Below are 22,704 nucleotides of genomic sequence, written 5' to 3'. Positions count from 1 at the left end.
ACCGTATTTCTTAATGGAGTACGGTTTTTTGTTTTTATAGTGTGAGAAAAATTGGAAGAGGGAATACTCAAGACTTTGAGCGCTTTCTGCTACAATTATCCCCCGTTATGTTCTTGGTTAATGAAGTTTGGAAAAAGTATGCGATTAAATCCTGGTCAACAAAAAGCAGTAGAATATGTGTCAGGCCCTTGCTTGGTCTTGGCAGGAGCAGGGTCGGGTAAAACACGGGTTATTACTAATAAAATTGCCCACCTTATTCGTCAATGCCAATACCCAGCAAAGCAAATTGCGGCGGTGACATTTACCAATAAAGCTGCGCGTGAAATGAAAGAGCGTGTTGCTCAAACCTTAGGTCGCCAAGAAGCGAAAGGATTAATGATCTCAACGTTTCATACATTGGGATTAGAAATTATTAAACGCGAATATAAAGCGCTAGGGATTAAAGCTAAATTTTCATTGTTTGATGACCAAGACCAATCTGCATTACTTAAAGAATTAACGGCTGATTTATTAGAAGAAGATAAAGATTTACTTTCCCAGTTAAAGAGCCAAATCTCTAACTGGAAAAATGACATGCTCACACCAGAGCAAGCCACAGGAATGGCGAGATCGCAACAAGATCATACTTTTGCCGAATGCTTTCGACGTTACGAGCAACATCTGCGTAGTTGTAATGTACTCGACTTTGATGACTTAATTAGCCGACCAACCTTGTTATTGCGTACGAATGAAGAAGTGAGAGAGCGTTGGCAAAGACGTATCCGTTATTTGCTGGTAGATGAATATCAAGATACAAATACAAGCCAATATGAATTGGTAAAATGGCTGGTGGGTGAAAGGGCCCGTTTTACTGTTGTAGGTGATGATGATCAATCCATTTATTCTTGGCGTGGTGCTCGTCCTCAAAATTTAGTGTTGTTACAAAAAGACTTCCCACAACTCAATGTGATCAAACTTGAACAAAATTACCGCTCTTCAGGGCGTATTTTAAAATCAGCGAATATATTGATTGAAAATAACCCTCATGTTTTTGAAAAACGCTTATTTTCAGAATTAGGTTATGGTGATGAACTGCGAGTTTTAACCGCCAATAATGAAGAGCATGAAGCTGAACGTGTTGCGGGTGAGTTAATTGCTCATCACTTTATTAATAAAACTAATTATAAAGATTACGCGATACTTTATCGTGGTAACCATCAGTCTCGTATTTTTGAAAAATATCTGATGCAAAATCGCATTCCTTATCGTATTTCGGGGGAAACCTCTTTTTTCTCACGAGAGGAAATAAAAGATATTCTTGCTTATTTACGAGTTATTACTAATCCTGATGATGATGCGGCATTTTTACGTATTGTGAATAAACCTCGTCGTGAAATTGGACCGATAACAATCCAAAAATTAGGTGAATGGGCAAAAATTCGAGATAAAAGCTTATACAATGCCTGTTTTGATTTAGGATTAAGCCAAACGCTAACTGGGCGAGGTTTAAATTCATTACAAGCATTCTCACAATGGATGTCGCGTATAGTGCAAAAATCAGAACGAGAGCCACTGTTGGCCGTGCGTGATTTATTGCATGAAATGGATTATGAAAGTTGGCTATATGAAACCTCAAGTAGTGCAAAAGCTGCGGAAATGAGGATGAAAAATATTAATCAGCTATTTTCATGGATGAGTGAAATGCTAGAAGGTGATGAATTACATGAACCTATGACGCTTTCTCAAGTGGTTAACCGTTTTACCTTGCGCGATATGATGGAGCGCGGTGAAACAGAAGAAGAGCTAGATCAAGTTCAATTAATGACATTACATGCCTCTAAAGGTCTTGAATTTCCACATGTTTTTTTAGTTGGAATGGAAGAAGGCATATTGCCACATCAAAGCAGTATTGATGAAGATAATGTTGAAGAAGAAAGACGTCTTGCTTATGTGGGCATTACTCGCGCACAAAAAACACTCACGTTTACATTATGTAAAGAAAGACGTCAATATGGTGAATTAATCAAACCAGATCCGAGTCGTTTTCTTTATGAATTACCTCAAGATGATTTGAATTGGGATACCAATAAAAAGAAAGTATTAAGTGCTGAGGAAAAACAAGAGAAAGGGCAAAAAGGTGTTGCTGGACTAAGAGCAATGCTAGCAAAGCATAAACCTGAATAGCATAAGACTTGGTAGATAAAATTAACCCCTTGGCATATTGATGTTCAAGGGGTTTTTATTTTTTGTATAAGTAAAAAATTAACTTATACGAGAGCTATTTTGTTCTTCAATCATTAAAGACCAATGCACATAACTCTGTAGTTGGATCTCTTCTTGGAGGTTTTCAGCACGTAATGGATGCTCATTAAGCCACTGATAAGGCAGGGTAATAATGAGTGTTTCATCCTCTGTGCGTAATCGTAATGCAGGAAGTGTATCATCGCGGCGACGGCTGGCAAAAATAATGGCTAATCGCAGTAAACGCACCAGTCGATTGGCTTGGCTTATCGGTAGCGCGTTTTGATGATTAAGGGGCGCAAGATCGATGATCCCTGTTTGATTTTTTAGCAACGATGCTAATAAACGTCGTTGTGCTGGTGTGTATCCAGGTAAATCAAGATGAGAAAGTAGATAGCTTGCATGTGACGGTGCTTGACGGAAATCAACACTTAGGCCAATTTCATGTAATGCGCTGGCACTATTAAGTAATTCACGACAGCGATTATCTAACTGCCAACTTTTACTGACTTGAATAAAAAAGTGTTCAGCCAGTTGTTGTACGCGGTGCGCTTGCTCAATATCAATTTGAAAGCGACGTTGGATATTGCGAAGGGTGCGTTGGCGAATATCTTGCTCAATAGGTAAGTGCAACATGCCATAGACTAGGCCCTCTCTTAATGCGCCTCCTGCAAGGATCATATTTTCAATGTGCAAGGTTTCAAATATGGCGATCAATATAGCAAGCCCACTTGGAAATACTAAGGCTCGCTCAAAAGTGAGCCCTTCAATTTCCAATTCTTCCAACTTTCCACATTCAATAGCTTTATGTTTAAGTCGTTCCAACTTAGGCAAGGTAATTAACTCATCCATTCCTTGCGCAATCATGATCTCTTGCAGTGCTTGAACAGTACCTGATGCACCCACGCAGACTTGCCAGCCTTGTTGAAGTAATTTCTCTGCAACTGGGGCAAGTATCGCTTTCGCCGCATCTTGTGCTTTGGCAAAATTTTCTTGAGTGAGAGTGCGATCAGTAAAATAGCGCTCTAACCAAGTCACGCAGCCCATGCTTAGGCTCATCAATTGCGTTGTTTTAGCGCCTGTACCAGTCACTAACTCAGTGCTTCCACCGCCAATATCCACCACTAAACGCTGTTCTGCACCACCTGTGGTATGTGCAACACCACGGTAGATAAGGCGTGCTTCCTCCTCACCACTAATGACATGAACTGTATTACCCAGAATTTCAGAGGCTTTAGCGACAAAGATATCTGCATTTTTAGCAATACGTAATGTGGCTGTTGCGACGACTTTGATTTGTTCTGCTGGAATATCACGCAGATATTCAGAAAACAGTCGTAAACATTGCCAGCCGCGTTCCATTGCCTGTTCTGACAATTCATTTTCACTGTTTAGGCCTGCTGCTAGTCGAACTTTACGTTTCACGCGGGAAAGTACTTGTATTGATCCCGCAATTTCTCGAACGACTAACATATGAAAACTGTTAGAACCTAAATCAATAGCAGCATAAAGTGATGAAGATTTCAGCATAATTTATGGATGACTCGGGCGTTTATTTCGGTTGTTACGTTGAGTATTATTTCCTCGGTTTCGCGACGGCGCATTATTGCGACGGGGCTGACCTTGGCGAGGACGGTGACGACGTTTAGGCTCAGGAAGATCTGTCAATAACGCATCACTATTATATTTACTCACAGGAATAGCATGTTGAATATAGGTTTCAATTGCAGGTAAATTTAGAGCATATTCTTCACATGCAAGACTGATTGAATTACCACTATTACCCGCACGTCCCGTTCTACCAATGCGGTGAACATAATCTTCACAATCATCAGGTAAATCATAGTTAAAAACATGCGTTACAGATGGAATATGAAGACCTCTAGCTGCAACATCAGTGGCAACCAGAATATCAATATTACCTTGGGTAAAATCTTCTAAAATACGTAGACGTTTTTTCTGAGGAACATCACCTGTTAATAAACCAACGCGGTGTCCATCTGCGGCAAGGTGTGCCCAAATATCGTCACAGCGATGTTTTGTATTGGCAAAAATGATACAGCGATCAGGCCATTCTTCTTCAATTAACGTCTGGAGAAGGCGCATTTTCTCTTCATTTGAAGGATAAAAAAGCTCTTCTTTTATACTAAAACCTGTTTTTTGTTCAGGTTCCACTTCAACGTATTCAGGATTATTCATTTGTTCAAAGGCAAGTTCCCTTACACGGTAAGATAGTGTTGCAGAGAACAACATATTCATACGTTCAGCCGCAACTGGCATACGACGGAAGATCCAACGAATATCTTTAATAAAGCCGAGATCGTACATTCTGTCCGCTTCATCAAGTACCACAACTTGAATTGCGCTAAGATTAATGTGACCTTGCTTAACGTAATCAATTAAGCGTCCAGTTGTGCCAATAACAATATCGACACCATTACTTAATACTTTTAGTTGTTCATCATAGCCATCGCCACCATAGGCGAGACCCATTTTAATCCCTGTGTTTTGTGCAAGCTCTTTAGCATCAGAATAAATCTGCACAGCGAGTTCGCGTGTTGGTGCCATAATAAGAGCACGAGGTTGATTCGTTTCATGCCCTTCTTTCGCAGGGTGTGTTAAAAGATAATGAAACGTTGAGGTTAAAAACGCCAACGTTTTGCCTGTTCCTGTTTGGGCTTGCCCGGCAATGTCTTGACCTTTCACAGTGATAGGTAACGTCAATGCCTGAATTTGTGTACAATTAGAGAACCCTTTTTTCTCAAGGGCTTCTATCACTTTTGGATGCAAGGCGAAGTCGGAAAACTTCTTTTCTGTCAAATATGTTTTGCTCATAATGTAATAGAATATCAGTTATGGGTTGCATTACAAAAGTTTATCCGCTGAAATGCAGACAGACTTTTGTTATTTAATGTTACACTGGTACGGTCAATATTATTCTTTGGAGTAGAACAATGAGCGATAAAATCCTTCACTTATCTGACAGCAAATTCGATGCTGATGTATTAAATGCAACCGGCCCCGTGCTCGTTGATTTCTGGGCTGAATGGTGTGGCCCATGTAAAATGATTGCTCCTATTCTAGATGAAGTTGCAACAGAATACGCTGGTAAATTAACAGTTGCGAAGCTAAACATCGATCAAAACCCGCTGACAGCACCAAAATACGGTATTCGCGGTATTCCTACACTGATTTTATTCAAAAACGGTGCAGTTGCAGCGACTAAAGTAGGCGCATTGTCAAAAACTCAACTAAAAGAGTTTTTAGACGAAAATATCTAATTTGATTTAGATATCAAAAATAAAGTAGGACGTTTAGACCTTGTCAGTATTTCTGTTATTGACCGCTAGACGTCCGCTTCGAAGCATGATAAGTTAGCGCCACTTACTTACATAATATATCGGATCTTCTTGTCAATATGATTAGACATGATTAAATAAGTCTGAGATATTGAATATCAAGCGTGCAAAGTAATAGAATTGAATAACATGATATGATATTTAATCTAATATGATATTTAATATAAGTAATCTGAATTCATCTAACCAGTCAAGTTGCCTTAGAATAATCTATAGTATTCAGGGAATATAAATTTTTCCAAGTATGTTCCTAACCCATAAGTTGAAAGTACACTCATAGTATTGAGACAATGAATGTCACTTCTCTGGGTATAAAGCAGACTGGTCTAATAGTATTAATACTCTCTAACATTATCATTTTAGTTATACCCATATGTTAGAAAGTTATAATCTGTAATTTTACACATGACGAAACTGACAGCGATTCGCTGTTATACTATTCACGTTCATAGTTCGAGAGTTACCCCGAGTTATTAAGAACCCACCATTATGAATCTTACCGAATTAAAAAATACGCCGGTATCAGAACTGATAGCACTTGGCGAAAATATGGGGCTAGAAAACCTAGCTCGAATGAGAAAGCAAGACATTATTTTCTCTATCTTGAAGCAACACGCGAAAAGTGGAGAAGATATTTTCGGCGACGGTGTGCTGGAAATATTGCAGGATGGCTTCGGCTTCCTACGTTCCGCAGACAGTTCCTACCTTGCTGGTCCCGATGATATCTATGTTTCTCCAAGTCAAATTCGCCGTTTTAACCTTCGCACTGGTGACACCATCGCAGGGAAAATCCGTCCTCCTAAAGAAGGTGAACGCTATTTTGCCCTCCTAAAAGTTAATGAAGTTAACTTTGATAAACCAGAAAATGCCCGCAGTAAAATCCTCTTTGAAAACTTAACACCTTTACATGCTAATAATCGTTTACGTATGGAACGTGGTAATGGTTCAACAGAAGACTTAACCGCGCGTGTTCTTGACTTAGCGGCACCAATCGGCCGTGGTCAACGTGGTCTTATCGTTGCTCCACCAAAAGCGGGTAAAACCATGTTGCTGCAAAATATCGCAGCAAATATTGCTCATAACTACCCTGATTGCGTATTGATGGTACTTCTGATTGATGAACGTCCAGAAGAAGTCACTGAGATGCAGCGCTTGGTTAAAGGTGAAGTTATTGCATCGACTTTTGATGAACCCGCTTCTCGTCACGTACAAGTTGCAGAGATGGTCATTGAAAAAGCAAAACGCTTAGTTGAGCATAAAAAAGACGTTATCATCCTGTTAGACTCTATTACTCGTTTAGCGCGTGCTTATAACACTGTTGTACCTTCGTCAGGTAAAGTGTTAACTGGTGGTGTGGATGCAAACGCATTACATCGTCCTAAACGTTTCTTCGGTGCAGCACGTAATGTTGAAGAAGGTGGTAGCTTAACTATCATTGCAACAGCGCTCGTTGATACTGGTTCTAAAATGGACGAAGTTATCTACGAAGAATTTAAGGGTACAGGTAACATGGAATTACACCTGTCTCGTAAAATTGCTGAAAAACGTGTTTTCCCAGCGATCGATTATAATCGTTCTGGTACACGTAAAGAAGAATTGCTGACGACTCAAGATGAGTTACAAAAAATGTGGATCCTGCGTAAAATTATTCATCCTATGGGTGAAATTGACGCGATGGAATTCCTCATTAATAAATTAGCGATGACGAAGACAAATGAAGAGTTCTTTGACTTTATGAAACGCTCATAAGATTTATTAACAAAGCTGCTGGGCTAATTAAAATATTAAAAGAGTGTGGTCTGTTACAGAATAAGTAATATCCCCTCAAATTATATGCTGTTAAGCTCGTTTACTTTGTTAGAATGACGATATGATAAAAACGCCACACTATTGTGGCGTTTTTTGTTTTTATTTTTTATGGGTGTAATTAAATTTTGAGTGCAATATCTTAGCGAGAAGTTGGTATATATATTGCATGTTTTAGTAATTGATAAAAATAGCGATGGCATCAATAAAAATAGTTAAGGAAAACTTATAATTGATGAAGGGTGGTGAGTTTTGAATAAACTCGTCGTGGTGGAGCTGGAAAAAGAATAAAAACACATGGAAGGGTAAAATAACCAGCTATATTTATTATAGAGAACAGTACTGTGGATATACTAAAAATGAGCACAAGCGTTTTTTATGTGTTCTTATTTTCTTTCGCATTTTTATTCTTGGCTCGTAAAATTGCAAAAAAAATAGGACTCGTGGATAAACCGAATTATCGTAAAAAACATCATGGATTGATCCCTCTTGTGGGCGGGATTTCAGTCTATTTTGGTATTGTTTTCGCATTTTATATTTCAGATATCTACATTCCTCATAAGGAATTGTATCTGGCATGTGCGGGACTTCTTGTTTTTATTGGTGCGTTAGATGATCGCTTCGATATTAGCGTCAAAATAAGAGCAACTATCCAAGCATTTGTTGGGATCGTGATGATGGTGGGGGCTGGATTAAAGCTGGACACACTTGGTCATGCTTTTGGTCCTTGGGAAATGCATTTAGGGCCTTTTGGTTACATTGTGACACTTTTTGCCGTTTGGGCAGCAATTAATGCTTTCAATATGGTTGATGGTATTGATGGGTTATTAGGTGGTCTTTCTTGTGTTTCTTTTGGCGCGTTAGGTATTTTGTTATATCAAAGTGGTAATTCTGCGCTCGCATTCTGGTGTTTCTCATTTATTGCTGCAATTTTGCCTTATATCCTTTTAAACCTAGGGGTTTGCGGTAAAAAATTCAAAGTCTTTATGGGGGATGCTGGTAGTACCCTGATTGGGTTTACAATTATTTGGCTATTAGTTGCATCAACACAGACTCAGCCTCGTCCTGTAAAAGCAGTCACTGCATTATGGATAATTGCTATTCCTCTTATGGATATGGTGGCAATTATGTACCGCCGTTTACGTAAAGGGATGAGCCCTTTCTCACCAGACCGTCAACATATTCATCATTTGATTATGCGTGCGGGTTTTACCTCTCGCCAAGCCTTTATTTTAATAACTGTGGCTGCTGCACTTTTAGCCGCGATTGGTATTATTGGTCAAAACCTATCATTTGTTCCTGAATGGTTCATGTTGGCATTATTCTTGCTTGCATTTGTTATGTATGGTTATTGCATTAAACGCGCGTGGCGAGTCGCTCGTTTTATTAAACGACATAAGCGTCGCTTACGTAGAGCAACACAACAGCATTAATATAAGCAGAGGTCTTTTAACGTGATGAACTCGGAAAATAACGCCTCCCGACAGGGTAATCAGCCAGATAATGAACTCGATATCAGAGGTCTTTGTTGTGCGCTTTGGTCAGGAAAAAGCTGGATTATAGGGTTCGCTCTGCTTTTTGCCGTGATTGCACTTGGGGCATCTTATTTGATGCAACCTAAATGGAGTGCAATCGCAATGACAGAGAAACCAACGATAAATAACTTAGGCAGTTATTATTCGCAATCTCAGTTTTTACGTAATCTTGATACACAAATTAATCCATCAGCACAAAACCCAGCTTTAAGTATTCCTGATGAAGCTTATCAAGAGTTTGTTACTCAAATTGCTGCTTTTGATACTCGTCGCGAGTTTTGGCTACAAACGGATTATTTCAAGCAACGCAAAGAAAATGATGAGCAAGCTAATGCTGCGTTATTGGATGAGTTAATTAACAATATTCAATTTACGCCTTCTGATGAGAAAAAGTTGGTTAATGATCAATTAAGACTCATTGCAGAATCATCAAAAGAGGCGAGCCAATTATTAAATGAATATATCGCTTTCGCTAATAAAAGAGCATCTACTCATCTTAATGATGAAGTGATAACCGCATGGGCAACAAGAACACAGTCAATGAAAGCGTTAGTTAAACGCCAAGAAATGGCAGCTCAAGCGGCTTACCAACGTCAAATTAACTTATTAGAGCAATCAATAAAAGTTGCTGAGAAACAAGGTATTTCTCAAAAACAGACCTCTATTGCAATTGATGAGTTACCTGACTCTAAATTATTTCTGCTAGGCGTTCCTCTATTGCAATCGCAACTAGAAACTTTAGTAGCAACAGGTGCTGATTTTGATAGTGATTATGATCAAAATACAGCAATGTTAGCGACCCTCGCTGTGGGGGCAAAATTGCAAGATAACTTCCAAACTTACCGTTTCTTACGTACTCCTGAAGATCCTGTAAAACGTGATAGTCCTCGTCGTGCCTTTATGATGGTGCTTTGGGGTGCAATTGGTGTATTGGCAGGTGCAGGTGTTGCATTAGTAAGACGTAGCTCATTAAAAAAATAATAATTATTAAATTTTGTCTGATGACAATAACGAGACATCAGGTGTTTCGGCACCTGATGTATTGAGTATAAGGGCATATTGCTTTCCCAAAAATAAGCGATATAACAACGAAAAAAAGAGAGCCACTGTGAAAGTGTTGACTGTTTTTGGCACACGCCCTGAAGCGATAAAAATGGCACCTTTAGTGCACGCTTTAGCAAATGATGATTCGTTTGAAGCGAAGGTATGTGTTACGGCCCAACATCGAGAAATGCTTGATCAGGTATTAAATCTTTTTGAGATCAAACCAGATTATGATCTCAATATTATGAAACCAGGACAAGATTTAACGGATATTACCTGTCGTATTTTAGAAGGGTTAAAACCGGTATTAGCATCATTCCAACCTGATGTTGTTTTGGTGCATGGTGATACAACGACAACCATGGCAGCAAGTTTAGCCGCTTTTTATCAACGAATTCCGGTTGGTCATGTGGAAGCAGGATTGCGTACAGGCAATCTTTATTCACCATGGCCAGAAGAAGCCAACCGTACCATTGCAGGGCATCTTGCCATGTATCATTTCGCACCAACAGAGACAGCAAAATTAAATCTGGTACGAGAAGCGGTTGCAGATAAAAATATTTTTGTTACTGGAAATACTGTTATTGATGCACTGTTTTGGGTGAGTGATAGAGTGATGGGCAATCAAACACTCTTAAATGAACTCGCTGTAAACTATCCTTTTATTCAGCCAGATAAAAAAATGATCCTTGTGACGGGGCATCGTCGCGAAAGCTTTGGTGGTGGTTTCGAACGTATTTGCCAAGCATTAGCTGAAATTGCCTTAGCGCACCCTGATGTTGAAGTTGTCTATCCTGTTCACTTAAACCCAAATGTGAGTGAGCCTGTTCAACGCATTCTTCACGGTATTGACAACATTAAACTAATACAGCCACAAGATTATCTCCCATTTGTTTATCTAATGAACCATGCTTACCTTATTTTGACCGATTCTGGTGGTATCCAAGAAGAAGCGCCTTCATTAGGTAAGCCCGTTCTGGTCATGCGAGACACAACAGAGCGCCCAGAAGCAGTTGAAGCGGGTTCTGTTCGCTTGGTGGGAACCGACACCAAACGTATTGTTAGCGAAGTAACCTCTTTATTGACAGACGAAAACGCGTATCACCAAATGAGTAAGGCGACAAATCCTTATGGTGATGGACATGCCTGCCAACGTATTCTTGAAGCATTGAAAAAAAATCAGGTGACATTATGAGTTTTGAAACTATTTCTGTTATCGGCCTCGGCTACATTGGTTTACCTACAGCGGCAGCTTTTGCCTCTCGTAAAAAAAGCGTCATCGGTGTTGATGTTAATCAGCATGCAGTTGATACAATTAATAAAGGTCAAATTCACATTGTTGAACCTGATCTCGATAAAGTTGTTAAACAAGCCGTTGAAGAGGGGCATTTAAAAGCCTATACCACGCCACAGCCAGCAGATGCTTTCCTTATTGCGGTACCAACACCGTTTAAAGGTGAACATGAGCCTGATTTAGCCTATGTTGAATCGGCGGCTCGCTCTATTGCACCTGTACTGAAAAAAGGTGACCTTATTATCCTTGAATCGACGTCACCGGTTGGTTCTACTGAACAAATGGCACAGTGGTTAGCCGAAGCTCGCCCAGATTTAACGTTCCCTCATCAAGACGGTGAAGAAGCAGATATTGATATTGCTTATTGTCCTGAGCGTGTATTACCAGGCCAGGTTATGATTGAGCTTATTCGCAATGACCGAGTTGTTGGTGGAATGAACCGTAAATCCTCCGAGCGTGCGAGTGAGCTATACAAAATTTTCCTTGAAGGTGAATGTGTTATCACCAATGCACGTACCGCGGAAATGTGTAAGCTAACGGAAAATAGCTTCCGTGATGTTAATATTGCATTTGCTAACGAATTATCGCTGATTTGCGCTGACCAAGATATCAATGTGTGGGAGCTAATTAGCTTGGCGAACCGCCATCCACGCGTCAATATTTTACAACCAGGTCCAGGTGTTGGTGGACACTGTATCGCAGTTGACCCTTGGTTTATCGTGTCACAAAATCCAAAGCAATCTCGTTTAATTCACACTGCGCGTTTAGTCAATGATGGCAAACCAGTGTGGGTTATTGATCAAGTGAAAGCTGCGGTTGCTGATTGCCTGACTGAAACGGGTAAACGTGCTAATGAAATTAAAATAGCCTGCTTTGGTTTAGCCTTTAAACCTAACATTGATGATTTACGTGAAAGCCCAGCTATGAACATTACCAAACAAGTGGCAGATTGGCACAGCGGTACAACATGGGCTGTTGAACCTAATATTCATGAGTTACCAACAAAACTGAAAGGGATCACGGAGTTAGTGTCAACTGAGCAAGCACTAAAAGATGCTGATATTGTCTTAATGCTCGTTGATCATCAGCAATTTAAAGCGATCCCAGGTAGTAAAGTCACTCAAAAATGGATTGTAGATACGAAAGGAGTATGGCGTTGAAACGCATTCTAGTTACGGGTGGAGCCGGTTTTATCGGCTCTGCTGTTGTTCGACATATTATTGAAAACACCAATGACAGTGTTGTTGTGGTGGATAAGCTGACTTATGCCGGTAATTTAGAGTCATTAGCGACAGTGGCTAACAGTGAACGCTATGCGTTTGAGCAAGTTGATATCTGTGATAGAGCAGAGCTTGACCGCTTATTTGCTCAATATCAACCAGATGTTGTGATGCATTTAGCAGCAGAAAGTCATGTTGACCGTTCTATTGATGGTCCTGCGGCATTTATTGAAACCAATATTGTCGGTACTTACACATTACTGGAAGCGGCTCGTCATTATTGGCAAGTACTCTCTGAAGATAAGAAAGCGGCATTTCGTTTTCACCATATCTCAACAGATGAAGTGTATGGCGATCTAGAAGGTACAGATGATTTCTTTACTGAAACCACACCTTATGCCCCAAGTAGCCCTTATTCTGCTTCTAAAGCATCAAGTGACCATTTAGTACGTGCATGGTTACGGACTTATGGCTTACCTACGGTGATCACAAACTGTTCAAATAACTATGGCCCTTATCATTTCCCTGAAAAATTAATCCCTTTAATTATTTTAAATGCGATTTCAGGAAAGCCATTACCTGTCTATGGAAAAGGTGAGCAAATTCGTGATTGGCTCTATGTTGAAGATCATGCTAGAGCACTCTATTTAGTCGCAACAACAGCAACACCGGGTAAAACCTACAATATTGGTGGTCATAATGAGCGCCGTAATATTGATGTTGTTAAAACAATTTGTGCGCTATTAGAAGAGTTATATCCAGCAAAACCAGAAGGTGTTGCTCAATACGCTGATTTAATTACATATGTAAAAGATAGACCTGGTCATGATCTGCGTTATGCCATTGATGCTGCGAAAATTGAAGCTGAATTAGGTTGGAAGCCCGAAGAGACATTTGAATCAGGTATTCGTAAAACTGTTTTGTGGTACTTAAATAACGAAACATGGTGGAAACGTGTACTTGATGGCTCTTACGCAGGTGAACGTTTAGGGCTTGGAAACTGATTAAGTAAAAGGATAAATGATGAAAGGTATTATTCTAGCGGGTGGCTCTGGTACACGACTACATCCGATAACCAAAGGGGTATCGAAACAGTTGTTGCCTATCTACGATAAGCCCATGATCTATTATCCGCTTTCAGTTCTGATGCTTGCTGGTATTCGAGATATTTTGATCATCACAACACCCGATGACATGACCTCATTCCAACGTTTATTAGGTGATGGTTCTGCATTTGGTGTTCATCTTCAATATAAGATACAGCCATCGCCAGATGGTTTAGCTCAAGCGTTTATTTTAGGTGAAGAATTTATTGGTGATGATCATTGCTGTTTAGTGTTAGGCGATAATATCTATTTTGGTCAAGGGTTTAGTCCAAAACTAAAACAAGTTGCTCAACGTGAACGCGGAGCGACAGTTTTTGGTTATCAAGTAATGGACCCTGAACGATTTGGTGTTGTTGAATTTGATGATGATTTCAAAGTACTGTCGATTGAAGAAAAGCCGGAACAGCCTAAATCTAATTGGGCAGTAACAGGACTTTACTTCTACGATAACCGTGTGGTGGATTTTGCTAAAAAAGTAAAACCCTCTATTCGTGGTGAACTAGAAATTACGTCTATTAATCAGATGTATCTTGAGTGTGGTGAGCTTAATGTTGAACTGTTAGGGCGTGGTTTTGCATGGTTAGATACCGGCACTCACGACAGTTTAATTGAAGCCAGTACTTTCGTTCAAACAGTTGAAAAGCGCCAAGGATTTAAAGTGGCGTGTCTTGAAGAGATTGCTTGGCGTAATGGATGGCTCACTGATGACCAAGTAAGAGAAAGTGCAAAATCACTGTCTAAAACGGGTTATGGTCGCTATCTATTGGATTTATTACATGTCCGTCCTCGCCAATATTAATTATCTTGAGTGGGAAAGTGAATTTTTCTCACTCAAAACAGGGCGTCTTGAGTTTGATACTCAAGCGCCAGTATTAATAGACAAACAGCTTGATGCATTTGCTCTGGTTCAGGCTAAAGTCGCATCTCATGAGCTTTCACTCATCGATAAACTCAGTCAATTAGGTTTTCAATTTGCGGAAGGTGAAATTGATTTTAAACTTCCAATTGGCATAGAAAATGCTTGTAAGAAAGCGTCTGAATTATGTTTTAGAAAAGCCAATGACGCTGATATTAATTTACTGATGACAACTGCATCAGAGGCTTTTGTACAAAGTCGTTTTCGAGCACCTTGGTATCAAGAAGACGATAGCAGTCGTTTTTACGCATTATGGGTTAAAAAAGCCGTACTAGGCACGTTCGATGATATCTGCTTACTAACTTATGATATTGAAAATAACATAAGTGGTTTTGTCACTTTACGTCGTCTATCTGAAAGTGAAGCAAGAGTGGGGTTACTTGCGGTAATGCCCAATAGAACAGGACAAGGCATTGGTAAACAACTGATGTCGGCCGCGAAGTTTTGGTGTCAACAGCAAGGTATTTCAACCCTATATGTTGCAACACAAATCAGCAATATTGCAGCTTCGCGTTTATACACACACAGTGGGGGCTTAATAGAGAGCACCACTTATTGGTTATACAGGGGATAATATGATTCCGTTTAATAAACCACCCGTTGTCGGCACCGAATTAGAATATATGAAACAGGCCATGGAAAGTGGCAAGCTCTGTGGTGATGGCAATTTCACAAAAAAATGTGAAAAGTGGTTAGAAGAACAATTTCATTGTCATAAAACGCTGTTAACGCCATCTTGTACTGCATCGCTTGAAATGGCTGCTATCTTATTAGATATCAAGTCAGGCGATGAAGTCATTATGCCGAGTTTTACCTTTGTTTCGACCTCTAATGCGTTTGTATTACGTGGGGCAACCATTGTTTTTGTTGATATTCGTCCAGATACCATGAATATCGATGAAACAAAAATTGAAGCGGCAATTACAGACAAAACTCGTGCTATCGTGCCTGTTCATTATGCGGGTGTTGCGTGTGAAATGGACACGATTATGGCTATTGCGAAAAGACATAATCTGTTTGTTATCGAAGATGCTGCACAAGGTGTCATGTCAACTTACAAAGGTAAGGCTTTGGGCACTATTGGTCATATTGGTTGCTATAGCTTCCATGAGACTAAAAACTACTCATCAGGTGGTGAGGGTGGTGCAACGCTCATTAACGATCCAGACTTAATCAATCGTGCAGAAGTTATCCGTGAAAAAGGCACTAATCGTAGCCAATTTTTCCGTGGACAAGTCGATAAATACACTTGGCGTGATATTGGTTCTAGTTACTTAATGTCAGATTTACAAGCTGCATATTTATGGGCACAGCTTGAAGAAGCTGAAAAAATTAATGAACGTCGCTTAGCGTTTTGGCAGATTTACTATGACGCATTGACACCATTAGCAGAGAAAGGCTTATTAGCGCTTCCAATCGTTCCTGAAGGATTAGAACACAATGCGCATATGTTCTATATCAAACTGAACAATATCGAGCAACGTACTGCGTTTAATGATTATATGAAAGCGCACGATGTTTTAACTGTCTTCCACTATGTGTCATTGCATACCAGCCCAGCAGGTATGAAATTTGGCCGTTTTGATGGTGAAGATATTTTCACTACGCAAGAAAGTGAACGTTTAGTGCGTTTACCTATGTTCTACAATATGACAGAAGAAGAACAGCAAACCGTTATTGGCCATATTCGCGATTTCTTTGCTTAATTATGTCATTAGCCAAAGCATCAATTTGGACAGCGGGATCAACCCTGATAAAAATCGGGGCTGGTCTGCTTGTCGTCAAGTTACTCGCTGTCTCCTTTGGTCCTTCTGGCGTGGGATTAGCAGGTAACTTTCGTCAATTAATTACCGTACTTGGTGTATTGTCTGGTGCGGGAATTTTTAATGGTGTAACGAAATTAATCGCACAATATCAAGATGATGATATTCAACGCAAAAATGTGTTGGGCACATCATCGGCTATGATCTTGCTGTTCTCTACACTATTAGCTGTTTTATTTCTTCTTTTTTCTGCTCCCATTAGCCAAGTGTTATTTGGTGATGATTATCATCAATATCAGGATATTGTAAGAGCCGTTGCTTTTATTCAAATGGGAATAGCATATAGCAACTATTTTCTTGCCATATTAAAAGGTTATCGTGATGCAGCTGGTAATGCCTTATCTGTGATCGCAGGTAGCATCATTGGTGTTATTGCTTATTATTTATGCTATTTATTTGCGGGTTATCACGGTGCATTAATTGGACTTGCATTAGTTCCTGCACTTATTTTATTTCCTGCTACATTTTTAGTAGTAAAACGTAAGCGATTTGCGTTAAGTGAGCTTAAACCTCGTTGGGATAAGGCAATAGCAAGCCATCTTGGTAAATTTACTATTATGGCGATACTGACATCGATTACGTTACCAGTCGCTTATATTATGATGCGTAATCTACTTGCTGAGCATTATAGCTGGGATGATGTTGGTATTTGGCAAGGCGTAACTAGCATTTCAGATGCTTACTTGCAGTTTATTACAGCCTCTTTTTCTGTTTATTTGTTGCCAACACTCTCTCGATTAACGCAAAAGAGTGATATTACCAAAGAGATCGTGAAATCACTGAAGTTTGTACTTCCTGCGGTTGCCGTTGCCAGTTTTATGGTGTGGTTATTGCGTGATTTTGCAATTTGGTTACTGTTTTCAGATAAATTTGTCGCTATGCGTGATTTATTTGCATGGCAACTTGTCGGAGATGTTTTAAAGGTAGGCGCCTATGTCTTTGGCTATTTGGTCATTGCAAAAGCGGCACTACGTTTTTATATCCTTACAGAAGTAAGTCAATTTGCTTTACTAACACTATTTTCCCGTTGGCTTATTCCTGAACATGGCGCACTTGGTGCTGCTCAAGCCTATATGGCAACGTATATTATTTACTTCCTTCTCTGTAGTTCTGTTTTCGTGATTTATTGCAGGCGCAAATGACAACTTTGATTTACGTACTAGGTTCAGACATTGTGCATCATAACAACACAATGTTACGGTTTTTTAACGACCACCTCGTTACTGAGGCGGGATTAACGTATAAACCTCGTTTTATCGTTGCCAGTAAAGATACTTCACTGCAAGAAAGCTACCCAGCTTTAGACATTGAGTGTTTAGCGGATAAAAAGCAGGTTGCGCAGAGAGTGATTACATTGGCAAAGGCCGATACTCACCAACGATTCCTTTTTTTAGGCCAATTTAATGCTCCGATTTGGCTAGCATTACTGACAGGTAAAATTAAGCGTCATCAGTTTTGGTGGCATATTTGGGGGGCTGATCTGTATCAGGATTCTAAGCAACTCAAATTTAGACTGTTTTATCTTCTTCGTAAGTTGGCACAAAAACGGGTAGGGCGAGTGTTTGGCACACGAGGTGATCTTAACTACTTCGCGCAATTTAACGTTAATATTCCAGCAAGTTTGCTCTATTTCCCAACAAGAATGGACCCTGCTTTGACTGTGACAGAAAAGTCATCTATTGATGCACAGCAAATCACTATTATTGTCGGAAATTCAGGGGACAGATCAAATCGCCATGTTGAAGCATTACAATCGATAGCAGAACAATATGGAACGCGCGCAAAAGTGATTATCCCAATGGGATATCCTGATAATAATGACGCATATATTGATGAAGTCTCTCACGCTGTTAATCAGTTACTTCCTGATAATCAGGTTGAAATTTTACGTGCCAAACTGGCATTTGATGATTATTTAGCCTTACTAAAGACATGCGATTTAGGCTATTTTATTTTTCATCGCCAGCAAGGCATTGGTACGCTTTGTTTACTTATCCAATTTGCGATCCCTTTTGTTATTAGCCGTCAAAACCCATTTTGGCAAGATTTAACAGAACAAAATGTTCCAGTCTTTTTCTCAGGTGATAAATTAGATGTTGCACTGATTGAAGAAGCTCAACGTCAATTACTTATGCTTGATCGCCAAAATATCGCCTTCTTTGCACCTAATTTTACTGAAGGTTGGAAACAGTTGATTGAGATAAGCACAGGAGAGCCCCAATGACATTGGCGGAACTGGGTGGCTTAACACTCGTTTATTTTATCTCCTTAAGTTTTATTTTATTACTGACTTATCAAGAGTTTCGTCGAGTTCGTTTTAATTTTAATGTTTTTTTCTCAATGCTCTATTTGCTGACATTCTATTTTGGCTTTCCACTGACCTGTATGTTGGTGTTCCAATTTGATGTGGCCGTTGTTCCTGTTGATTCATTATTATACGCATTATTAGCTTCTACCAGCTTCTATGCTATTTATTATGTAACTTATAAGGTTAGGTTGAGAAAACCCGTTAGCGGCCCTTCTAGGTCGTTATTTACGATGAATAGAGTAGAAACTAATCTTACTTGGATCTTATTGGCATTAATTGCATTTGTGACAGTGGGAATTTTCTTCCTGCAAAATGGTTTTTTACTCTTTAAGCTCAAAACATACAGCCAAATTTTTTCAAGCCAAGTATCTGGTGTGGCGCTTAAGCGCTTTTTCTACTTCTTTATTCCCGCCATGCTGGTGGTTTATTTCTTAAAACCGACACAACAACGCTGGATTTTCTTCCTGTGTGCAACGGTCGGTTTCGGAATTTTAACTTATATCATTGTGGGTGGAACTCGCGCGAATATCATTATCGCTTTTGCTCTGTTTTTATTTATCGGCATTGTTCGTGGTTGGATAACGTTGTGGATGCTGGTTGCTGCGGGGGTGATGAGTATTGTCGGGATGTTCTGGCTGGCATTAAAACGCTATGGGCTTGATGTCAGTGGAGCTGAGGCTTTCTATACTTTCTTGTACCTAACTCGTGATACGTTCTCTCCTTGGGAAAATTTAGCATTATTACTTGATAATTATGACAAGATTGAGTTCCAAGGGCTTGCTCCGATTATTCGTGATTTTTATGTTTTTATTCCTTCTTGGGTTTGGCCTGAGCGTCCCGATGTGGTACTCAATTCAGCAAACTACTTTACATGGGAAGTCCTCGATTACCATGCAGGCCTTGCGATTTCACCAACCTTAATTGGTTCTTTAGTGGTGATGGGGGGCGTTGTGTTTATCCCATTAGGTGCAATCGTGGTGGGATTAATTATTAAATGGTTTGATTGGTTGTATCGGCAAGGGCTTAATGAAAACAATCGTTATAAATCCGCTATTTTACAAGCATTCTGCTTTGGGGCTATTTTTAATATGATTGTTTTAGCGCGAGAAGGGGTTGATTCCTTTGTCTCTCGTGTTGTGTTTTTCTGTCTGGTTTTTGGTTTATGTTTAGTTGTTGCAAAACTGCTGTATTGGTTATTTGAAAGCGCGGGATTAGTGCGTAATTACGTGACTCGTCAAATACAAGGTGAACCTCGTTTAGAGAAAAAGGAAAAGTAATGGGACCCAATTCAATTCCGAAGTATTCAATCCGTGGACATAATATCTGGGGATTTCGCGATATGGCTCATTTTCTGGATTATCTTTATGAAGGAACACAAATAAAAAGTGGATCTCTAATTGCGATAAATGCAGAAAAAATCCTAACCGCAGAAACCGATACAGCCTTGAATGAATTGCTTAACGAAGCAGATTATCTTTATGCCGATGGCATTAGTGTTGTGCGTGGTATTCGCCGTAAGTATCCAGATGCCAATGTTTCTCGTATTGCGGGCGCAGATTTATGGGAAGCATTAATGGAAAGAGCAGGTAAAGAAGGAACGCCAGTCTTTCTTGTTGGTGGCAAACCAGAAATTCTAGCTCAAACCGAAGATAAGCTAAAATCACAATGGAATGTGAATATTGTTGGGAGTCAAAATGGTTACTTCACACCTCAAGATAGAGATGCGTTATTTGAGCGTATAAAGGCCTCTGGTGCGAAGATAGTGACTATTGCTATGGGTTCACCTAAGCAAGAGTTATTTATTCGTGCATGTCGTGAGATTTACCCTGATGCATTATATATGGGAGTGGGGGGGACTTATGACGTATTTACAGGTCATGTTAAGAGAGCACCTAAAACATGGCAGAACCTTGGCTTAGAATGGTTATATCGTTTGTTATCACAACCAAGCCGAATTAAACGCCAATTTAAGTTGCTAAAATTTGTTGGATACTACTATTCCAATAAATTGTGATGCTCATTGAACGTTTGTTTGTTAGCTAAATGATTTATTCACACTTTCATCTAGCATCTTTATTGTTTAATTATTATACTGGTGGGGCGTTTAGCGTGTAAAAACGCTCCATTTATCGACGAAATGCACAAACTATCGTCAAACAAACTTTTTTTTTCAAAAAGCACTAGACAGACAGTGCGTAAATCCGTACTATCCTCTCCCGCAACGGCGTGAAGCGCCCGTAGCTCAGCTGGATAGAGCGCTGCCCTCCGGAGGCAGAGGTCTCAGGTTCGAATCCTGTCGGGCGCGCCATTAAAGCGTGCTAAGAGTTACGGTGAAGAGCGTTGTTGTAAGAAGTAAATAAGATAGCTGTTATGGTGGCTATAGCTCAGTTGGTAGAGCCCTGGATTGTGATTCCAGTTGTCGTGGGTTCGAGTCCCATTAGCCACCCCATCTTATCTTAGTTATTGTTTATGCGAGGGTGGCGGAATTGGTAGACGCGCTAGCTTCAGGTGTTAGTGTTCTAACGGACGTGGGGGTTCAAGTCCCCCCCTTCGCACCAATAAACAAGATAAGAGCAGTGATTCAGACGGCGAGTAGCGCAGCCTGGTAGCGCAACTGGTTTGGGACCAGTGGGTCGGAGGTTCGAATCCTCTCTCGCCGACCAATAAGAGAAAGCCCCGATTTTATCGGGGCTTTTTCGTATCTGCGATTTATAACTTTACATTTAAACTCAGCATATTTATTTTCCATATCCATATCCATATCCATATCCATATCCATATCCATATCCAATTTTAGCTTTGGCTATTTTTTCTGGTGCTTATTCTTAATTGATCTCACATAAGAATAATATCGTCACTCTTTATAAGTGATATCTGGTCTTATCACTTAAGCTTTATTAATAATTTAATTTATTGCCTTATTTTAATCTTCATAAAATGAATAGGTGAGTTGATAAAAAATCATAATTTAATTATATGAAATATAAGGATTTTATTTTTTATGTCGGCAAATGCCAACACTTAGCATTTTTAATGTCGTCAATAGGTGACATTTAACCTATTGATTTAATGCCATTAAATAACTTGTGTGTTTTTCTTGTCGTGAAAAAGAGACGTATGTTAGGCCTTATATTTTCTTTTCTATTTAGCAATAGCTGCATGAAAGCATAGGTGACGTACTTTTTATCATAAAGAATGAGTGAAACAGAAAAGGGAAACTAAAATTCAATAAGTTATCTTATCTTTTTGAGGTGGGAGATTTTTATTATCAAAAAAATAAAAATTGGCACGCTAAATGCATTATTTATATTGTAGATGCTCATTCCACTCCTTATGATAGCTTTGACTTCATAAACCTAGGAATGATGCAGAGCCGATTATTCGGTGCCTACGTCCACGTTAACGATGAACATCATTCATCATCAACAGGACGAAACGTTGAGTGAGGCACCATCCGTCTGTAGACCTGATTGTATATTTATGCGCCTGTATAGTTTTATACAGGCGTTTTTTTCTATATGCTCTTTTTTACGCCATAGAGCTCATCCGTTTTGTGTTCATCGCGTTATCACGTTATCATCCAGCGCAAGGATAGGCGGGAGATAGCAGCATTATGATAAATAAACAAAAAGCATACCTTGCACAGGAAAGACTCTTTCTTATAGAGAAGTTTGGCCCATTGTTATTCTTTTTGATCCCGTTGATTATGCTAATTATTGGTGGCAAATCATGGGCTAAATATGTGGCTTTTCTTTGTCAGGGGATTGCACTGATTTATATCGTGGTGTTTTACCAAGCAAGAAAATATTATTTGTCATTTAATCAAGAAAGCGTGAAAGGAATACCCAGCCGTTTTTACCGTATTGCTTGGGTATATATCTTTTTGACTTTATGTGTAGAAGTGGTGTTGTTATTTCAACATGGCTTTTAAATAAAATAAAAAACCCTCAATAATTGAACTGACCCCAGTTTATTGGACAGTTTAAATTAGTTAGGTAAAGACTGAGTTCGGTATTGAACCGGACTCAGTCCTTTTAATTTTATCTTGATCCGTTCCGTATTGTAATACTTGA

At 39.5% G+C, this 22,704-nt stretch carries 19 protein-coding genes and 4 tRNA genes; 20 read left to right on the top strand and 3 right to left on the bottom strand.

All coding sequences use genetic code 11. The annotated features are described in order from the left end of the window. The first annotated feature begins 138 nt into the window (after positions 1-138). A complete protein-coding gene (gene rep / locus DK866_RS18770) occupies positions 139-2,163 on the top strand; it encodes a DNA helicase Rep (RefSeq protein ID WP_109410131.1) in 2,025 nt (674 codons plus the stop codon). Between the two features lie 78 nt (positions 2,164-2,241). Here rep and gppA read toward each other — a convergent pair whose 3' ends face one another. Together gppA and rhlB are read right to left on the bottom strand one after the other, a co-directional pair. Then, positions 2,242-3,750 carry a guanosine-5'-triphosphate,3'-diphosphate diphosphatase gene (gppA, locus tag DK866_RS18765; RefSeq protein ID WP_109410130.1) on the bottom strand — a complete coding sequence of 503 codons (1,509 nt, stop codon included), beginning with the start codon at positions 3,748-3,750 and terminating at the stop codon, positions 2,242-2,244. Between the two features lie 3 nt (positions 3,751-3,753). Continuing rightward, entirely contained in the window at positions 3,754-5,055 is a 1,302-nt protein-coding gene (rhlB, locus tag DK866_RS18760) for an ATP-dependent RNA helicase RhlB (RefSeq protein ID WP_109410129.1), read from the bottom strand. 119 nt (positions 5,056-5,174) lie between these two features. On the opposite strand from rhlB, the gene trxA reads away from it, so the two are divergent. The 19 genes from trxA to DK866_RS18665 all read left to right on the top strand — a co-directional run bounded on the left by trxA (position 5,175) and on the right by DK866_RS18665 (position 22,562). Then, complete coding sequence (trxA, locus tag DK866_RS18755; protein ID WP_006535838.1) at positions 5,175-5,501, top strand: thioredoxin TrxA; 327 nt, start codon at positions 5,175-5,177, stop codon at positions 5,499-5,501. 567 nt (positions 5,502-6,068) lie between these two features. Next, entirely contained in the window at positions 6,069-7,328 is a 1,260-nt protein-coding gene (gene rho / locus DK866_RS18750; protein ID WP_036939597.1) for a transcription termination factor Rho, read from the top strand. A gap of 401 nt (positions 7,329-7,729) precedes the next feature. Continuing rightward, the gene (gene wecA / locus DK866_RS18745; protein WP_109410128.1) at positions 7,730-8,818 is read left to right on the top strand and encodes a UDP-N-acetylglucosamine--undecaprenyl-phosphate N-acetylglucosaminephosphotransferase; all 1,089 of its coding nucleotides are present in this window, start codon (positions 7,730-7,732) and stop codon (positions 8,816-8,818) included. A gap of 24 nt (positions 8,819-8,842) precedes the next feature. Further along, positions 8,843-9,901, top strand: a complete 1,059-nt coding sequence (wzzE, locus tag DK866_RS18740) for an ECA polysaccharide chain length modulation protein (RefSeq protein WP_109410127.1) — start codon at positions 8,843-8,845, stop codon at positions 9,899-9,901. A gap of 127 nt (positions 9,902-10,028) precedes the next feature. Continuing rightward, positions 10,029-11,159, top strand: coding sequence for a non-hydrolyzing UDP-N-acetylglucosamine 2-epimerase (gene wecB, locus DK866_RS18735; protein WP_069369918.1), 1,131 nt, complete (start codon positions 10,029-10,031; stop codon positions 11,157-11,159). Continuing rightward, entirely contained in the window at positions 11,156-12,418 is a 1,263-nt protein-coding gene (gene wecC, locus DK866_RS18730) for a UDP-N-acetyl-D-mannosamine dehydrogenase (protein ID WP_109410126.1), read from the top strand. The genes wecB and wecC overlap by 4 nt, the downstream gene beginning before the upstream one ends. Further along, on the top strand, positions 12,415-13,482 hold the full coding sequence (rffG, locus tag DK866_RS18725; protein WP_109410139.1) for a dTDP-glucose 4,6-dehydratase: 1,068 nt from the start codon (positions 12,415-12,417) through the stop codon (positions 13,480-13,482). Before wecC ends, rffG begins: the two co-directional genes overlap by 4 nt. A gap of 19 nt (positions 13,483-13,501) precedes the next feature. Beyond that, on the top strand, positions 13,502-14,383 hold the full coding sequence (rfbA, locus tag DK866_RS18720; RefSeq protein WP_109410125.1) for a glucose-1-phosphate thymidylyltransferase RfbA: 882 nt from the start codon (positions 13,502-13,504) through the stop codon (positions 14,381-14,383). Further along, positions 14,361-15,074: a dTDP-4-amino-4,6-dideoxy-D-galactose acyltransferase gene (rffC, locus tag DK866_RS18715; RefSeq protein ID WP_109410124.1), complete on the top strand. Its 714-nt coding sequence runs from the start codon at positions 14,361-14,363 to the stop codon at positions 15,072-15,074. Before rfbA ends, rffC begins: the two co-directional genes overlap by 23 nt. Position 15,075: 1 nt before the next feature. Beyond that, complete coding sequence (gene rffA, locus DK866_RS18710; RefSeq protein ID WP_109410123.1) at positions 15,076-16,206, top strand: dTDP-4-amino-4,6-dideoxygalactose transaminase; 1,131 nt, start codon at positions 15,076-15,078, stop codon at positions 16,204-16,206. 2 nt (positions 16,207-16,208) lie between these two features. After that, a complete protein-coding gene (gene wzxE / locus DK866_RS18705) occupies positions 16,209-17,465 on the top strand; it encodes a lipid III flippase WzxE (RefSeq protein ID WP_109410122.1) in 1,257 nt (418 codons plus the stop codon). Then, complete coding sequence (locus tag DK866_RS18700) at positions 17,462-18,547, top strand: TDP-N-acetylfucosamine:lipid II N-acetylfucosaminyltransferase (RefSeq protein WP_109410121.1); 1,086 nt, start codon at positions 17,462-17,464, stop codon at positions 18,545-18,547. Before wzxE ends, DK866_RS18700 begins: the two co-directional genes overlap by 4 nt. Then, the gene (gene wzyE, locus DK866_RS18695) at positions 18,544-19,908 is read left to right on the top strand and encodes an ECA oligosaccharide polymerase (RefSeq protein WP_109410120.1); all 1,365 of its coding nucleotides are present in this window, start codon (positions 18,544-18,546) and stop codon (positions 19,906-19,908) included. The genes DK866_RS18700 and wzyE overlap by 4 nt, the downstream gene beginning before the upstream one ends. Next, a complete protein-coding gene (gene wecG, locus DK866_RS18690) occupies positions 19,908-20,645 on the top strand; it encodes a lipopolysaccharide N-acetylmannosaminouronosyltransferase (protein ID WP_109410119.1) in 738 nt (245 codons plus the stop codon). The genes wzyE and wecG overlap by 1 nt, the downstream gene beginning before the upstream one ends. A 217-nt stretch (positions 20,646-20,862) precedes the next feature. Continuing rightward, positions 20,863-20,939 (top strand) — tRNA-Arg (locus DK866_RS18685). Between the two features lie 65 nt (positions 20,940-21,004). Then, positions 21,005-21,080 (top strand) — tRNA-His (locus DK866_RS18680). A 22-nt stretch (positions 21,081-21,102) separates the two neighbouring features. Further along, positions 21,103-21,189: transfer RNA gene (locus DK866_RS18675), tRNA-Leu, on the top strand. A 28-nt stretch (positions 21,190-21,217) separates the two neighbouring features. After that, positions 21,218-21,294 (top strand) — tRNA-Pro (locus DK866_RS18670). Positions 21,295-22,244: 950 nt separating this feature from the next. Then, a complete protein-coding gene (locus tag DK866_RS18665) occupies positions 22,245-22,562 on the top strand; it encodes a hypothetical protein (protein ID WP_109410118.1) in 318 nt (105 codons plus the stop codon). A gap of 56 nt (positions 22,563-22,618) precedes the next feature. Here the strand turns inward: DK866_RS18665 and DK866_RS18660 are convergent. Continuing rightward, positions 22,619-22,704 (bottom strand): IS3 family transposase (locus tag DK866_RS18660; protein ID WP_157955987.1); only part of this gene is annotated, 86 nt, incomplete at its 5' end.

Origin of the sequence: Proteus genomosp. 4 str. ATCC 51469 (genome assembly GCF_003144375.1) — a bacterium.
Taxonomy (GTDB): Bacteria; Pseudomonadota; Gammaproteobacteria; order Enterobacterales; family Enterobacteriaceae; genus Proteus.
The sequence above is the reverse complement of the archived record's forward strand: the minus strand, read 5'-3'. Positions and strand labels throughout refer to the sequence as shown.

What these genes read in the sequence shown, in the direction of transcription:
- rep (WP_109410131.1), top strand. Translation starts at nt 139, where the DNA reads ATGCGATTAAATCCTGGTCAACAAAAAGCAGTAGAATATGTGTCAGGC.
- gppA (WP_109410130.1), bottom strand. Translation starts at nt 3,750, where the DNA reads ATGCTGAAATCTTCATCACTTTATGCTGCTATTGATTTAGGTTCTAAC.
- rhlB (WP_109410129.1), bottom strand. Translation starts at nt 5,055, where the DNA reads ATGAGCAAAACATATTTGACAGAAAAGAAGTTTTCCGACTTCGCCTTG.
- trxA (WP_006535838.1), top strand. Translation starts at nt 5,175, where the DNA reads ATGAGCGATAAAATCCTTCACTTATCTGACAGCAAATTCGATGCTGAT.
- rho (WP_036939597.1), top strand. Translation starts at nt 6,069, where the DNA reads ATGAATCTTACCGAATTAAAAAATACGCCGGTATCAGAACTGATAGCA.
- wzzE (WP_109410127.1), top strand. Translation starts at nt 8,843, where the DNA reads ATGAACTCGGAAAATAACGCCTCCCGACAGGGTAATCAGCCAGATAAT.
- wecC (WP_109410126.1), top strand. Translation starts at nt 11,156, where the DNA reads ATGAGTTTTGAAACTATTTCTGTTATCGGCCTCGGCTACATTGGTTTA.
- rfbA (WP_109410125.1), top strand. Translation starts at nt 13,502, where the DNA reads ATGAAAGGTATTATTCTAGCGGGTGGCTCTGGTACACGACTACATCCG.
- rffC (WP_109410124.1), top strand. Translation starts at nt 14,361, where the DNA reads ATGTCCGTCCTCGCCAATATTAATTATCTTGAGTGGGAAAGTGAATTT.
- rffA (WP_109410123.1), top strand. Translation starts at nt 15,076, where the DNA reads ATGATTCCGTTTAATAAACCACCCGTTGTCGGCACCGAATTAGAATAT.
- wzxE (WP_109410122.1), top strand. Translation starts at nt 16,209, where the DNA reads ATGTCATTAGCCAAAGCATCAATTTGGACAGCGGGATCAACCCTGATA.
- DK866_RS18700 (WP_109410121.1), top strand. Translation starts at nt 17,462, where the DNA reads ATGACAACTTTGATTTACGTACTAGGTTCAGACATTGTGCATCATAAC.
- wzyE (WP_109410120.1), top strand. Translation starts at nt 18,544, where the DNA reads ATGACATTGGCGGAACTGGGTGGCTTAACACTCGTTTATTTTATCTCC.
- wecG (WP_109410119.1), top strand. Translation starts at nt 19,908, where the DNA reads ATGGGACCCAATTCAATTCCGAAGTATTCAATCCGTGGACATAATATC.
- DK866_RS18665 (WP_109410118.1), top strand. Translation starts at nt 22,245, where the DNA reads ATGATAAATAAACAAAAAGCATACCTTGCACAGGAAAGACTCTTTCTT.